Annotated in this window: 11 protein-coding genes and 1 pseudogene; 3 read left to right on the top strand and 9 right to left on the bottom strand. The window is 64.8% G+C overall.

Annotated features, from left to right (window positions below; genetic code table 11):
• Positions 1-9: 9 nt before the first annotated feature.
• The 3 genes from AB7531_RS21825 to AB7531_RS21815 all read right to left on the bottom strand — a co-directional run bounded on the left by AB7531_RS21825 (position 10) and on the right by AB7531_RS21815 (position 5242).
• The gene (locus AB7531_RS21825; protein ID WP_063983215.1) at positions 10-1140 is read right to left on the bottom strand and encodes an acyl-CoA desaturase; all 1131 of its coding nucleotides are present in this window, start codon (positions 1138-1140) and stop codon (positions 10-12) included.
• A gap of 296 nt (positions 1141-1436) precedes the next feature.
• Positions 1437-4955 carry a transcription-repair coupling factor gene (gene mfd, locus AB7531_RS21820; protein WP_063983214.1) on the bottom strand — a complete coding sequence of 1173 codons (3519 nt, stop codon included), beginning with the start codon at positions 4953-4955 and terminating at the stop codon, positions 1437-1439.
• Positions 4952-5242 (bottom strand): FAD assembly factor SdhE, encoded by a 291-nt coding sequence (locus tag AB7531_RS21815; protein ID WP_063983213.1) that lies wholly within the window; start codon positions 5240-5242, stop codon positions 4952-4954. The genes mfd and AB7531_RS21815 overlap by 4 nt, the downstream gene beginning before the upstream one ends.
• A gap of 185 nt (positions 5243-5427) precedes the next feature.
• Between AB7531_RS21815 and recG the strand changes: the two genes are divergently transcribed.
• Positions 5428-7536 carry an ATP-dependent DNA helicase RecG gene (recG, locus tag AB7531_RS21810; protein WP_063983212.1) on the top strand — a complete coding sequence of 703 codons (2109 nt, stop codon included), beginning with the start codon at positions 5428-5430 and terminating at the stop codon, positions 7534-7536.
• Here recG and panE read toward each other — a convergent pair.
• Positions 7533-8461, bottom strand: a pseudogene (gene panE / locus AB7531_RS21805) (2-dehydropantoate 2-reductase). The gene recG and the pseudogene panE sit on opposite strands and share 4 nt — an antisense overlap.
• 300 nt (positions 8462-8761) lie before the next feature.
• Between panE and AB7531_RS21800 the strand changes: the two are divergent.
• Positions 8762-9199: an AAA family ATPase gene (locus AB7531_RS21800; RefSeq protein WP_231142035.1), complete on the top strand. Its 438-nt coding sequence runs from the start codon at positions 8762-8764 to the stop codon at positions 9197-9199.
• Between the two features lie 28 nt (positions 9200-9227).
• Here AB7531_RS21800 and AB7531_RS21795 read toward each other — a convergent pair whose 3' ends face one another.
• The 3 genes from AB7531_RS21795 to glmS form a co-directional block, all read right to left on the bottom strand.
• Positions 9228-10085 (bottom strand): NAD(P)-dependent oxidoreductase, encoded by an 858-nt coding sequence (locus tag AB7531_RS21795; RefSeq protein ID WP_063986362.1) that lies wholly within the window; start codon positions 10083-10085, stop codon positions 9228-9230.
• 105 nt (positions 10086-10190) lie between these two features.
• Positions 10191-10961 carry a DUF502 domain-containing protein gene (locus AB7531_RS21790; RefSeq protein ID WP_014495163.1) on the bottom strand — a complete coding sequence of 257 codons (771 nt, stop codon included), beginning with the start codon at positions 10959-10961 and terminating at the stop codon, positions 10191-10193.
• A gap of 89 nt (positions 10962-11050) precedes the next feature.
• On the bottom strand, positions 11051-12877 hold the full coding sequence (gene glmS, locus AB7531_RS21785; protein WP_063983209.1) for a glutamine--fructose-6-phosphate transaminase (isomerizing): 1827 nt from the start codon (positions 12875-12877) through the stop codon (positions 11051-11053).
• 219 nt (positions 12878-13096) lie between these two features.
• Here glmS and AB7531_RS21780 point away from each other — a divergent pair, with 219 nt between their 5' ends.
• Positions 13097-13315 (top strand): hypothetical protein, encoded by a 219-nt coding sequence (locus AB7531_RS21780; RefSeq protein ID WP_028158733.1) that lies wholly within the window; start codon positions 13097-13099, stop codon positions 13313-13315.
• A 9-nt stretch (positions 13316-13324) separates the two neighbouring features.
• On the opposite strand, the gene AB7531_RS21775 is transcribed toward AB7531_RS21780, so the two are convergent.
• Together AB7531_RS21775 and glmU are read right to left on the bottom strand one after the other, a co-directional pair.
• Positions 13325-13510, bottom strand: a complete 186-nt coding sequence (locus AB7531_RS21775) for a hypothetical protein (RefSeq protein ID WP_187387697.1) — start codon at positions 13508-13510, stop codon at positions 13325-13327.
• 12 nt (positions 13511-13522) lie between these two features.
• Entirely contained in the window at positions 13523-14890 is a 1368-nt protein-coding gene (gene glmU, locus AB7531_RS21770; protein WP_063983208.1) for a bifunctional UDP-N-acetylglucosamine diphosphorylase/glucosamine-1-phosphate N-acetyltransferase GlmU, read from the bottom strand.
• Between the last annotated feature and the right edge of the window lie 82 nt (positions 14891-14972).

Genomic DNA, 14972 nt, shown 5'->3' with positions numbered 1-14972 from the left:
ATCGTCGCGCTAAGCGCCACCATTCGCGCCCGATTTCGGGGCGGCCGCCAGAGCGGGCGTGGCCAGGAGAAAGCCGACAGTCTCGTTCAAGAGCTCGTGGGCCCGGTCGACGATGTCGTCCAGCGACATCGTCTTCGCGAACATGCGCTGTGCTTCAGCCAGCAACTGGTCGCGAGTCGGCATGCTGGACAGACGCAAATCGGCACGCTGCTGCAACAGAATGATCGCGTCCCGGACCGACAATTCGGTCTCATGGATCGACGTCTTGATCGCCTGTGCGATGTGTTCAGGATTGAAGCGAGCGGCGAGCTGCTCGGCCGCTTGCTTGATCGCGCGTGATCCCAACCGATGCTCATTGCGCAGGACCTGCTTGGGCGGCATCTTCAGATCGCGGACAATCCCGAGCCAGGACAAGGCCACCAGGATGTAATAGGTGAGATCAATCTCGTACCAGTGGAAGCCCTGTCGAGCACTGGCCTGATAGGCGTGGTGATTGTTGTGCCACCCCTCACCCATCGTGACGAGAGCGAGCAGCCAGTTGTTGCGGGAATCGTCACCGGTCACATAGCGCCTGCGGCCGTGAACATGTGCGAGGGAGTTGATGCAGAACGTGCCGTGATACACGAGCACCGTGCTCCAGAGGAAGCCGACCACGAGCCCTGACCACCCCGCAATGAGGAAGCAGAGGCCCGCGAGCACGAATGCCGGCAGAAGCTCCAATTTGTGCAGCCACATCAACTCGGGATACGACGCCAGATCCGATACTTTCACCAGATCGGTTGCATCGTGCTGCCGGTAGAAGATCCAGCCGAGATGACTGTAGAGGAAGCCCTTGTGCCGGGGCGAATGCACATCCTGCGCCGTATCCGAGTGAAGATGGTGATGGCGATGTTTGGCAGCCCACCAGAGGACGCTTTTCTGAGCGCTGCTCTGGGCCAGGAAGGCCAGGATGAACTGAAACACCCGGCTGGTCGCGTAAGCCCGATGCGAGAAATACCTGTGATAGCCGGCGGTGATCGCAAACATGCGCAACCAGTACAGAACCGCGCAAATGGTAACGGCTTGCCACGAGACGCCCGACCAGATCGCCGCGACGCATCCCACGTGGACCAATATGAACGGCAGGACCTGCGGATACATGACGTCGTCGTGTTCGTCACCGTGTTCCTGGCCTGAATCGATATTGATAGACACGCTCGCGACCTCAGAAGTTTCAATGGGCGGGGCAGCCCCGCTTTGCGGTACAAAAAACCCGCGGCCGGTAAACCAGTCGCGGGTCACACGAATCAGGTCATCAGTCGGGCACGCTATCAGCGGCGAGGCCAAATCGTCGGCCGAACTCGACGAATCGAACATGGCTGTCGTTCGATCATTCCGCAAGTGGCCATATGCCGCTGTCTTGTATCCAAGTACCGCTCCGGTGGCGCTCGGAACAATTACGCCGCCTTCTTGCTCTGCGCGAGCTGTGCCAGCTGCCGCATGATCTCCGTGGTGCCGGCGAGACGCTCTTCCGGCGTCTCCCAGTCTTGCAGGAACACCACCTTCATGTCGGGCCGCACCTTGGCGGCCTGGCCGTAGCTGCGGATGAACGACACCAGGCGGTCGGGATGGGCGAACGAATTATCGCGGAAGGCGATGACGGCACCCTTCGGGCCGGCGTCGATCTTCCCGACATTGGCCGTGCGGCAGAACGCCTTGATCGCGGCGACCTTGAACAGATAGCGCACCTCGTCGGGCAGCACGCCGAAACGGTCGCGCATCTCGGCGCCAAAGTTCTCGATCTCTTCCTCGGTGTCGAGATCGGCGAGCCGCCGGTACAGCGACAGCCGTACCGAGAGGTCGCCGACATAATCTTCCGGAATGAGCACGGGCATGCCGATGGTGATCGAGGGCGACCAGCGGTCGGCAGCGGGCTCGGACACGCCGGCCTTGAGGTTGACGATCGCCTCCTCCAGCATCGACTGGTAGAGCTCGAAGCCGACCTCCTTGATGTGGCCGGACTGCTCCTCGCCGAGCAGGTTGCCGGCGCCGCGGATGTCGAGATCGTGCGAAGCGAGCTGGAAGCCGGCGCCCAGCGTCTCCAGCGATTGCAACACGGTGAGCCGGCGCTCGGCCTGCGCGGTGATCTTCTGCTGCGCCGGCAGCGTGAACAGCGCATAGGCCCGCAGCTTGGAGCGGCCGACGCGGCCGCGGAGCTGATACAGCTGCGCCAGGCCGAACATGTCGGCACGGTGCACGATCAGGGTGTTGGCGTTGGGAATGTCGAGGCCGGATTCCACGATGGTGGTCGACAGCAGGATGTCGAACTTGCCGTCGTAGAAGGCGGTCATGATGTCTTCGATCACCGCGGGCGGCATCTGGCCGTGCGCGACCGCGACCTTCATCTCCGGCACGTTCTTGTCGAGGAAGTCCTTGACCTCGGCGAGGTCGTCGATGCGCGGCACCACGTAGAACGCCTGGCCGCCACGATAACGTTCGCGCAGCAGTGCCTCGCGGATCATCAGCGGATCGTGCGGGGCGACGAAGGTGCGCACCGCGAGGCGGTCGACCGGGGGCGAGGCAATGATCGAGAGCTCGCGGACGCCGGTGAGTGCGAGCTGCAATGTGCGCGGGATCGGCGTCGCCGACAGCGTCAGCACGTGCACCTCGGAGCGAAGCGCCTTCAGCCGTTCCTTGTGGGTGACGCCAAAATGCTGCTCCTCGTCGACGATGACGAGGCCGAGATCGCGGAACTTGATCGCCTTGCCGAGCAGCGCGTGGGTGCCGACGACGATGTCGACCGAGCCGTCGGCAATCCCCTTCTTGACCAGGTTCAGCTCCTTGGTCGGGACCAGGCGCGAGGCCTGCGCCACGTTCACTGGAAAGCCCTTGAAGCGGTCGGTGAAGGTCTTGTGGTGCTGGCGGGCGAGCAGCGTGGTCGGCACCACGACCGCGACCTGCTTGCCTTCGAGCGCGACGGCAAAGGCCGCGCGCAACGCCACCTCGGTCTTGCCGAAGCCGACGTCGCCGCAGATCAGCCGGTCCATCGGACGGCCGAGCTCGAGGTCCTTCAGCGTGGATTCGATGGCCCCTAACTGGTCCTCGGTCTCGTCATAGGGGAAGCGCGCACAGAACTCGTCATAGAGGCCCGGCTGCACCGGCAGCTTTGGCGCCTCGTGCAAATGGCGCGCGGCGGCGATCTTGATCAATTCGCCTGCGATCTCGCGGATGCGATTCTTGAGCTTCGCCTTGCGGGTCTGCCAGCCGCTGCCGCCCAGACGATCCAGCTCGACCGCGGTCTGGTCGGAGCCGTAGCGCGACAGCAGCTCGATGTTCTCGACCGGCAGAAACAGTTTTGCGTCGGCGGCGTAATGCAGCTCAAGACAGTCATGCGGCGCGCCGGCGACGTCGAGGGTTTGCAAGCCGATGAAGCGGCCGATGCCGTGGTCGGCATGGACGACGATGTCGCCGGCGGTGAGGCTCGTCACCTCCGAGATGAAATTGTCGAGCTTGCGGCTGGCCTTGCGCGGCCGCACCAGGCGGTCGCCGAGGATGTCCTGCTCGCTGATCAGCGCGATCTCATCGGTCTCGAACCCGGCCTCCAGGCCGAGCACGGCGAGCATGGTCTCGTTGCGCGGGGTCGCCTGCACCGTCCGCCAGGCGTTGACGCTGGTGGTATGGGTCAGCTTGTGGTCGCGCAGCATCGAGGTCATGCGGTCGCGCGATCCCTCGCTCCAGAGAGCGATCACGACCTTCTTGCGCTGGGCATGCAGCGCCATCACGTGGCTGACGACGGACTCGAACACGTTGACGGTGGCGTCATTGCGTTCGGGTGCGAAGTCGCGGCCCTTGCGCGCGCCGGCATCGACGATCGTCGCACCATCGGCCGGAACCGAAAACTGCGTCAGCCGCACCAGCGACATCTCGCTTTCGCGCCTGGTCCATTCCTCGTCGGTGAGATAGAGCCTGTCGGGCGGCAGCGGCTTGTAGATGGCACCGCCGCCAGGATGCTCCATCGCATCGCGGCGGGCTTCGTAGTAATCTTGGATCTGCTTGAAGCGCTCGCGGACGGCGTCCTCGGCCTGCGGCTCGATCGCGACGGCTGCGCCTTGCAGATAGTCGAACAGCGTGTCCATCCGGTCCTGGAACAGCGGCAGCCAGTGCTCCATGCCGGGATGGCGGCGGCCCTCGCTGACGGCCTCGTACAGCGCGTCGTCGCGCTCGGGCGCGCCGAACTCGGCGACATAGCCCATCCGGAAGCGGCGGATGGTGTCGGTGACGAGCTGGAATTCCGAGATCGGCACGAGGTCGAGCGAGCGCATGTCGAGCATCGTGCGCTGGGTCTCGGCGTCGAAAGAGCGGATCGATTCCAGGCTGTCGCCGAAGAAGTCGAAGCGGACCGGCTGGTCGAGGCCGGCCGGAAACAGATCCAGGATGCCGCCGCGCACGGCATATTCGCCGGGCTCGCGCACGGTCGAGGAGCGGTTGTAGCCGTTGTGCTCGAGCCAGGCGACGATGGTCTCCATCGGCACGACATTGCCGGGCGCGACCGACAGCGCCTGCGCCGCGACCAGATCGCGCGTGGGCACGCGCTGCACGATGGCATTCACCGTGGTCAGCACGATCAGAGGCTTGTCGCTGCCGGTCAGCGGCGCAAGCCGCGCCAGTGTGGTCAGGCGCTGCGCCAGGATGCCGCCATGCGGCGAGACGCGGTCATAGGGCTGGCAGTCCCAGGCCGGAAAGGTCAGCACCGGCAAATCAGGCGCGAAGAATTGCAGCGCGCGCTCGAGCTGCTGCATTCGCCCACCGTCGCGGCAGACCACGGCAAGGCTGACGGCCGGTTTCTTCGGCCGCGCGGCGATGGCACGGGCGAGATCGGAGATGACGAGGCCCTCGGCGCCCTCGGCCACATTGGCAAGCGTCAGCGCGCGGCCGGGCGTGAGCAGCTCGGCCGGCGACTTCATCCCCTGTTTCATAAATCGCCGTCCGTAATCGGGAACGCCTTGATGCGGGCAAACAGCGCGCCGGTGACATCAGCTGGCAGCACCTTGTCACCGGTGATGGCGGCATAGAGATCGGGATCGGACTCTTCGAGCAGGGTCTCGAGCTCGGACAGCTCCGCGTCGGTCAGATTGCCGATCTCGGCATCCGCGAAGCGGCCCAGGATCAGGTCCATCTCGCGCGTGCCGCGGTGCCAGCACCGGAACAGGAGCCGCTTGCGGCGATCGTCCAGCCCGTTGCTCGATCGTGTCGTTCCCGTCATGTCTCAGATCCAGTCAAACGCAGAAAGCCCGGACGTGCCGGGCCGGGGTGATATAGCCACTCGGACCGCCCCTGTCAGCCCTCGATTTGGCATGGCCCGCTGCCCGCGTGGGCGCCGCGAAAAAAGCCGTGGATGCCCGCCATAAAGCCGGGCATGACGGGCCGAAACGATCCTAGATTCGCCTGATGCGCCCCAGCCTGCTCAATCCGCTGTTTGCTCCCGTGACCAGCCTGCCCGGCGTCGGTCCGAAGCAGGACAAGCTGCTGCAGTACCTGCTCAGCCGCAACGAGACGCCGCGCCTGGTTGACCTGCTGCTGCATTTGCCGAGCCAGGTCATCGACCGCCGTGCGCGGCCAAAGATCCGCGACGCCGTCCAGGGAACCATGGTGACGCTGGAGGTCACCGTCGATCGCCATCGTCCGCCTCCGCCGCGCAATGCCCGCGCGCCCTATCTCGTCTACGCCAGCGACGACACCGGCGACGTCGTGCTGACCTTCTTCCGCGCCAAGCCCGGCTATGTCGAAAAGCTGCTGCCGATGGGCGAGAAGCGCTACGTCTCGGGCACGCTGCAGATGTATGACGGCATCCCGCAGATTGTGCATCCCGACCGCGTGCTCGACGAGGAGGCGATCGCAAAACTCTCCGGGATTGATCCCGTCTATCCGCTGACCACGGGTCTGGCGCTCGGCTCGCTGCGACGCGCGGTCGCGCAAGCGCTGCAGAAGCTGCCGGCCCTGCCGGAATGGATCAGCCCGGAGGTGATGCGCCGCTGCAGTTTTCCGTCGGTCACCGAGGCGCTCAGCCGCGTGCACCAGCCGGTCGAGCTGACAGACATCCTGCCCGAAAAACCCTACTGGTCGCGCCTCGCCTTCGACGAGCTTTTGGCCGGCCAGCTCGCGCTGGCCCTGATCCGCGCGCAATTGCGCCGCCCGGCCGGCGTCCGCAACGCCGGCGACGGTCACTTGCGCAACAAGATCATCGACGCCCTGCCCTATGCATTGACGTCGTCGCAGCGAGAAGCGACCGCCGCGATCGCGAACGATCTGCAACAACCCGTGCGCATGCTGCGCCTGCTTCAGGGCGATGTCGGCTCGGGCAAGACCGTGGTGGCGCTGCTGGCGGCCGCAGCCGTCGCCGAGGTCGGCAAGCAGGCCGCGCTGATGGCACCGACGGAAATCCTGGCGCGGCAGCACATCAAGACCATCGCCCCGCTCGCGGAGCGCGCAGGGCTGCGCGTGGCCATCCTCACCGGCCGCGAGAAAGGCAAGGAACGGCGCGAGCTGTTGGCGCAACTCGAAGCCGGCGAGATCAATCTCCTCGTCGGCACCCATGCGCTGATCCAGGACGACGTGATCTTCAACGATCTCGCCCTGGCCGTCGTCGACGAGCAGCATCGTTTCGGTGTGCGCGAGCGCCTCGCGCTGACCTCGAAGGGCGCCGCCGTCGACGTGCTGGTGCTGAGTGCGACGCCGATCCCGCGCACGCTGGTGCTGACCTATTTCGGCGACATGGACATCTCCGAGTTGCGCGAGAAGCCCGCCGGCCGCCAGCCGATCGAGACCCGCACCATATCGATGAGCCGCCTCAATGAGGTCACGGACAGCATCGGCCGGGCCTTGGAGGCGGGCAAGCTGGTCTACTGGATCTGCCCGCTGGTCGAGGAATCCGAGGCTGAAGGCACCGAGCACCTGACCAATGCGACCAAACGCTTCGAGAGCTTGCAAAAGCGTTTCGGCGACCGCGTCGGCCTCGTCCACGGCCAGATGAAGGGCACCGAGAAGGACCGTGTGATGGGCCAGTTCGCCGCCCATGAGATCGGCCTTCTGGTTGCGACCACCGTGGTCGAGGTTGGCGTCGACGTGCCGGCCGCGACCATCATGGTGATCGAGAACGCCGAACGGTTTGGCCTGGCCCAGCTGCACCAGCTGCGCGGCCGCATCGGGCGCGGCTCGGAAGCCTCGACCTGCCTCTTGCTGTACAGCGAGCCGCTCGGCGAGATGTCGAAGGCACGCCTGAAGGTCATCCGCGAGACCACCGACGGCTTTCGCATCGCCGAGGAAGATTTGAAGCTGCGCGGCGAAGGCGATGTGCTCGGCGTGCGCCAGAGCGGCCTGCCCGGCTACCGCATCGCGCGGTCGGAGGTGCACGGCCAGCTCATCACCCAGGCTAGAGACGAGGCGCTGCGTATCCTCAAGGACGATCCGAAGCTGAAGGGCGAGCGCGGCGAGGCGCTGCGGTGCCTGCTGTATCTCTACGAGCGGGACGAGGCGATCCCGCTGATCGGGGCGGGTTAGCCTGCTGTTCTTCGGCGCCCGACCTCATAAGCCGCCACATGCGCGCAGGCCAGATCCAGCAGCGGCGTGTCGATACCGAGCGTGCGGGCGCGATTGGCCATATCGCCCAGGATATGCTCCGCTTCGGTGACCGAACCACGCTCGACATCGCGCAGCATCGAAGCCTTGAGCGGCGAGTCCAGGGTGGTGAACAGTTTCCGGTCAAACTCGATGAACGGAGCGCGTGGCTCAAAACCCGACGCCGTTGCAACGGCACAGCATTCCGCGAACAGCCGGAAAATGGACTGCTCGCCGTTCGGCACCGCCAGGATGTCGCCGATACTTGCGCGCATCAGGCAGGTGATGCCGGCGAGCGTGCTGAGCTGGACGAACTTTTCCCACATGTCCTGCATGATCGCTTCGCTGGCGCGCACGTCGATGCCGGGGACATGGAGCAGTGTTTCCAGCGCGAGCGCACGCTCGCTCAGCGCCCCGTTGGTCTCGCCGAAGACGATGGTCTGATTGGCCATGAACTGAACGACACGACCATCCGCGTCGAGCCCGGCGCTGACGTTCGCCAGGCCGCCGAGGACGCGCGCAGCACCGAACTTCGCGGTCAAGGTGTCGATATGTTTCAATCCGTTGAGTATCGGCAGAATCATCGTGTTGGCGCCAACGGCCGGGGCAAACTGGGCCATCGCATCGTCGAGCGAGTAGGATTTCACCCCGACGAGCACGACGTCGAATGTCTCCTTGAGATCGTCTGCCAAGATGATCTTCGGCTGTACGGCAAAGTCGCCATGCGGGCTCACGACCTGCAGTCCATTCCGCCGCAATTGCTCGGCACGCTTCGCTCGCACCAGAAAGGTCAGGTCGCCGCCCGCTGGACCAGGCGAGCTCCGTAATAGCCTCCAAGCGCGCCTGCGCCGATCACCAGCACTCTCATTCGAACTCCGATTGCATCCATCTGTCTCCGCAGAAACAATAGCAGACGGGGCGTGCGGCGTCTCCTCCCGGTCATTGCGAGCGCAGCGAAGCAATCCAGAATCTTCCCACGGAGACAGGCTGGATTGCTTCGCTGCGCTCGCAATGACGAAGTGGATAGAGCCGGTTCAGAAGACTCACCCTTTCGCCGCGGTCGACTTTATGAAACCTTGCGCTCATGCGCAGGGTCATCGTTGTCGGTTCTCAGGGAAGCGGAAAGACGAGCCTCTCTCGAAATCTCGGGCGGAAGCTTGGACTGCCCGTGGTGCATCTCGACGTGCTCTATTGGCGGCCGGGATGGAATCCATCCGACAAGGCCAGCTTCCGTCTACGCGTCGCGGAGGCGATCGCGGGCGACGCATGGGTCATCGACGGCAGCTTCTCGGGGCTCGCCTTCGATCTCACGCTTGCGCGTGCCGACACCCTGGTCGTCATCGACCGCCCGCGCTGGCTCTGCCAGTGGCGCATTCTCTGGCGCTCCGCGTTCGATCGCGACACGACGCGCCCCGATCTGCCCGAGGGATGTCCGGAACAGTTCGACTGGAAACTGATGAAGGAGGCGTGGCGCTACGACACGGAGCGCGTGCCTGTGATCGAGGCCGAGCGCCTTCAATATGGCCCCGATGTCCCGGTCGTGCGCCTGAGACGCGACCGGGACATCCAGGGTTTTCTGGAGTCGGTTTCAGTGCACGGCGAGTGATCCATTGCCGTGACTTCGGACTGGACGGTCAGGTCTTCTTCTGCGCGACACGCGCTGCGAACGCCTTCAGCAGTGCCGCATCCACCGCTTCGCCATTCGCATCCGCGGCGAGGTGCTCGAACCAGCGCGCAAAGCCTTCGTAGATCTGGCTCGCCGGATGGTCGGGCCCGAGGAAACCCGAGATCTCCCGCATCTCCGCGACCCAGCGATAGGCTTTCGGGATCATGTCCGGCAGCGCGACTTCGAGCCGGGCCAGGACCGCGGGCTGGCTCAGCGCGAGCTCGTCGCGCAGCGCGTCAGCCGCGCCCGCCTTCGTGGCCGCGACCACCATGGCCGAGCCGATGCCGGCCAGGCCCTTGACGATACCGGCATAGGACATCTTCAGCGCGGAGGCCGCGCCGACGGGTCCCTCGACAATCCGCACGTCGAGCCCGAGATCCTTCAGCACCGCGAGATCCCCAGCGTACTCGCCGGACAGGTAGAAGGCCGGGCTCTTGCTGCCGGGCTGCGGCGGGAAGCCGATGATGCCGCCATCGACGAACGGCGCCTGTGCCGAGCCGATGATCTCCTCGATTCTTTGAACGGTATCGACATTGACCGCGTTGCAGTCGACGACGATGGGCTTCTTCTCGCGCCGGACGATCAGCGCCGCCAGGCGTTCGGCCAAAGCCACGGCTTCGCCCGGCGGCACGATCGAAAGGATGATGTCGGCCTCCGCGATCACGTCGTCCTCGGCGCCGATCATGCCGGCATCCGCGGCGCGCTTTTGCGTCGCCTCGCTGCGTCCCTTCAACGACGTCAGCACGCGCGCACCGTTTTCGCCGAGGCGGCGGGCCACGGCGCTGCCCATGGCGCCGGGCGCGAGAATCGCAATGGTCTTCGTCATCATGCACTCCAGGTCGAATTCCGAGCGAGGCGCTCAATTCAACCGGAAGACTAGCAGAGGACGAAAGTGCTTGCGTGAATGCGGCCATCCGAAACGGGAATGGCCCTACTCCACCTTCGCAGGCTGGGGCTGGAGCGCGGACGCGTTGGCAATGCGCGCGGCATTCGCCATGCCCGCGAGCGCGGCGGCTTTCTTCGGGTCGGGCGCCGAGCCCGGCTGCACAACGCCGGCCGACATGATCAGGGTCGCGGCATCTTCGGTGCTCATGTCGACCTCGACGATCTTGCTCTTCGGCACGTAGAAGAAGAAGCCCGTGGTCGGGTTCGGCGAGCACGGCAGGAACACGGAGACGTGCTCCTCCTGCCCCGGCAGGCTGCGCGCGACCTCTTCATTCGGCGACTGCGAGATCAGCACGATCGACCACATGCCCGGCGACGGAAACTCGACCAGGCCGACTTTGCGGAAGCTCGAGCCCTTGCCCGAGAACAGCGTCTCGAACACCTGCTTCAGGCCGCGATAGATGGCGCGCACCGCCGGGATGCGGCCGAGGAAGGTCTCGCCGATATCGACCAGCGTCCGTCCGATCAGATTGGCGGCGAGGAAGCCGACCAGCGTCAGCGTGAAGAATGCGACAATCAGTCCCCAACCTGGAATGACATACGGCAGATAGGTTTCGGGCCGATAGGCCAACGGCACGAACGGCCGCACCACGCCGTCAACCCAGGTGACGAACCACCAGACCAGATACAGCGTGATGGCAATTGGCCCCGTCACGACGAGGCCGGTGAGGAAATAATTGCGGAAGCGGCCCATCAGGCCGGTATGCGGTTCCGGGATGGGATCAAGCGGCGCAGGCGCGTCGTCGCGGGGGGTCATTCGGGTTCCAGGTCGGTCGCTGCACTCAAGCTAGGGTCTTCTAGCAGGTTTTGGAAGACTACCTAGCGTTCCGGCCTGATCCCTTCTGCCTATTCCACGGTCACCGATTTCGCGAGGTTGCGCGGCTGGTCGACGTCGGTGCCCATGATGACCGCTGTATGATAGGCGAGCAGCTGCACGGGGACGGCATAGACCATCGGCGTGAACGCGGCCGCCATATCGGGCATGACGATGGTGACGAGGGACTCGACGGTCGCCTCCTCCGCGCCCTTTGCGTCCGTCATCAGGATGATCCTGCCGCCGCGGGCGGCAACCTCCTGCATGTTGGAGACGGTCTTTTCGAACACGCGGTCATAGGGGGCGATGACGACGACCGGCATGGTCTCGTCGATCAGCGCGATCGGCCCGTGCTTCAGCTCGCCGGCGGCATAGCCCTCGGCATGGATATAGGAGATCTCCTTCAGCTTCAGCGCGCCTTCGAGCGCGAGCGGGAAGCTGGTGCCGCGGCCGAGATAGAGCACGTCGCGCGATTTGGCGATCTCACGCGCCAGCTTCTCGATCTGGAGCTCGGTGGTGAGCGCGTCCGACATCAGGCGCGGGATCTCGACAAGGCCATGAACGAGCTTGGTCTCGTCCTCGTCGGACAATTCGCCGCGGGCCTTGCCGGCCGCGATCGCAAGATTTGCCAGCACCATGAGCTGGCAGGTGAAGGCCTTGGTCGAGGCGACGCCGATCTCGGGGCCGGCGAGCGTCTGCAGCACGGTCTCGCTCTCGCGCGCGATCGTCGAGGTCGGCACGTTGACGACGGCCACCGTGTGCACGCCCTCAGCCTTGGCGTAGCGCAGCGCGGCCAGCGTGTCGGCGGTCTCGCCCGACTGCGAGATGAAGATGGCGAGATCGCCCTTCCGCAACGGCGCCTCGCGGTAGCGGAATTCGGAGGCGACATCGACCTCGACCGGCACGCGCGCAAAGCGCTCGAACCAGTATTTCGCGACGAAGCCGGCATAGCTCGCGGTGCCGCAGGCGGTGATGTTGATGCGCTGGATGCTCTTGAAGTCGAAGGGCAGCTTGACCGGCAGCGAGACGCGCTCGGTCGCCATGTCGACATAACGCGCCAGCGTGTGGCCGACCACTTCCGGCTGCTCGTGAATTTCCTTCGCCATGAAGTGGCGGTAATTGGCCTTGTCGACCAGCGAGGTCGAGGCGGCGTGCTTGATCTTCTCGCGCTGGACGGCGTGGCCGTCCTTGTCGAAGACCGTGGCGCCCTTGCGCGTCAGCACGACCCAGTCGCCGTCTTCGAGATAGCTGATCGTGTCGGTGAACGGGCCGAGCGCGATGGCGTCGGAGCCGAGATACATCTCGCCATCGCCATATCCGATCGCGAGCGGCGGGCCATTGCGGGCGCCGATCATGAGATCGTCGTCACCTGCGAAGATGAAGCCGAGCGCGAAGGCGCCGCGCAGCCGCGCCAGCGTCAGCTTCACCGCTTCCACGGGCTTGTTGCCGCGCGTGAGCAGATCGTCCACGAGATGCAGCACGATCTCGGTGTCGGTCTCGGTGTGGAACACCGTGCCCTTCTTCTCGAGCTCCTCGCGCAGCTCGCGGAAATTCTCGATGATGCCGTTATGGACCACGGCAACGCGTTCGGTCGCGTGCGGATGGGCATTGTTGACGGTCGGCTTGCCGTGGGTGGCCCAGCGGGTGTGGCCGATGCCGGTCGTGCCTTTGAGCGGCTCGGCCTCGAGACGCTTCTCCAGGTTCTTCAGCTTGCCCTCGGCGCGGCGGCGCGCGAGATGCTTGCCTTCGAGCGTGGCGACGCCAGCGGAGTCGTAGCCGCGATATTCAAGACGTTTGAGCGAATCCACCAATTGCTCTGCAACCGGCGTGCGCCCGAGAATGCCGACAATCCCGCACATGCGGATCAATATCCCCCAAATCGTCGAAAAATCGCCTAAACGATCCGCTCGGTCTTTAGCGAAGTTCCTAAGGAACCAGATACTCAATAATTATTGCGGATTGAGACAGCGCCGGTTCGCTTCCGATTTCGACTGCGTCGAATTGGCCGGCCTTAAACCGCGCGAATTAACTTGTTGTCAATAAGTTTGACCAACGATTCCCGGCCAGGGAGTAAGGTCATGAAAAGCTCGTCCGGCCGCAAAGGCCTGTCATCGATGTATGCCCACGCCAGCGAGACCACTGGCACGCACCTTGCGCATTGGCCGCCGCCCCAGCGCGGCAAGGAAAGCAAACCCGTCTTCGTCAAGCACGCTGCCGGAGAACCTGCGAAACGGGCCAAGCCGCGCGGCTGGCGCCTGACGCGCGCGATCTTCTCGGAATTCTCCGACGACGAATAGCGGCGCGCCCTACCACCCCAGCATCACGGCCCAGACGAGGAAAATGAGGAGCGCCCAGAACGCTAGCCCGATGACGAGGGCCAAAATCTCGGGCGGATCGTACTCGTTCATTTCCCGCAGCAGCAGTCGCCCCATCCCCGTGACGAATGTGTCAATCAGAAAACTGCTCAGATCGCGCACAAAGCGAGAGGACACCGCAGTTGGCGCTCAGTTCTCCGGCTTCTTTTCCGGCTTCTTGCCGCCGGTCTTCATCTCGCGATAGCGCGCAGCGCCGCCTTCCCGGATGGTCTGCTGATTGCGCTCCAGCGCCATGGCGTCGTCGGGCACATCGCGCGTGATCACCGAGCCTGAGCCGATATAGGCGCCGTTGCCGATCTTCACCGGCGCGACGAGAGAGGAGTTGGTGCCCACGAAGGCACCCTGCCCGATGATCGTCTTGTGCTTCTTGAAGCCGTCGTAGTTGCAGGTGATGGTGCCGGCGCCGATGTTGGAATTGGCGCCGATGGTGGCGTCTCCGATGTAGGAGAGATGGTTGACCTTGACGCCGGCCTCCAGCGTCGCGGCCTTGGTCTCGACGAAATTGCCGATGCGCGCGCCGTCGCCGAGCGAGGTGCCGGGTCGCAGTCGCGCATAGGGGCCGATCGAGACGTTCTTGCCGAGCGTGGTCTGCACGATATGCGAGAAGGAATGGATCACCGTGCCGTCGGCGATCGACACGCCCGCACCGATCACCACGAACGGCTCGATGGTGACGTCATTGCCGAACACGGTATCGGCGGACAGATAAACGGTCTCGGGCGCGATCAGCGTGACGCCTGCTTCCATCGCCGCTTTGCGCAAGCGCGCCTGCATCACGCCTTCGGCCTCCGCGAGCTGCGCCTTGGTGTTGATGCCGCGCACCTCGTCCTCGCTGGTCTCGATCACGACGGACTCCCATCCCTGTTCACGAACGACGCCGACCGCGTCAGTCAGATAATATTCGCCCTTCGAATTCGCATTGCCGATCTTGTCGAGGATCGCGAGTGCACGGCGCCCGTCGATCGCCATCAGGCCGGCATTGCACAGATCGATCTTGCGCTCGTCCGCGCTGGCATCGGCATGCTCGCGGATCGCGACCAGACGGTCGCCCTCGACGATGAAGCGGCCATAGCCGGTGGGATCGGCGGCGCGAAAGCCGAGCGCGGCGATTGCTGCGCCCTTCGCGAGCGGCGCGCGCAGCCGCGCAAAGGTCTCGGCTGAGATCAGCGGCGTGTCGCCGAAGGCAATCAGCAGATCGTCCGCGCCCCGCGCAATCGCCTCGCGCGCCGCCAGCACCGCATGCGCGGTGCCGAGCCGTTCTGCCTGCACGAAGGTGAGCGCATCGGGACGGATGCGTTTCGCCTCGTCCGCGACCGCCTGATGGTCGGGGCCGATCACGACGGCGAGCGAGGTGCCGGTTCCCTTCGGTGTGGCGGCGAGCACGTGCGCGAGCAGGCTCTGGTGGGCGACCGGATGCAGCACTTTCGGCAGGTTCGATCGCATGCGCGTGCCTTCGCCGGCGGCGAGTACGATCGTGAGGCTGGAACGGGCGGTCATCGAAATCCTGTCAAACATGGCCGAATCAACGGGCGGCGGCAGGCCGACGCCGTCATGAGCTGTCGCCTTGCTACCCCCGCAA

Source organism: Bradyrhizobium sp. 63_E2_N1_3 (assembly GCF_052076005.1).
Lineage (GTDB): Bacteria > Pseudomonadota > Alphaproteobacteria > Rhizobiales > Xanthobacteraceae > Bradyrhizobium > Bradyrhizobium barranii.
Note: the sequence above shows the minus strand (reverse complement) of the source record. Positions and strands in the feature narration are given on the sequence as shown.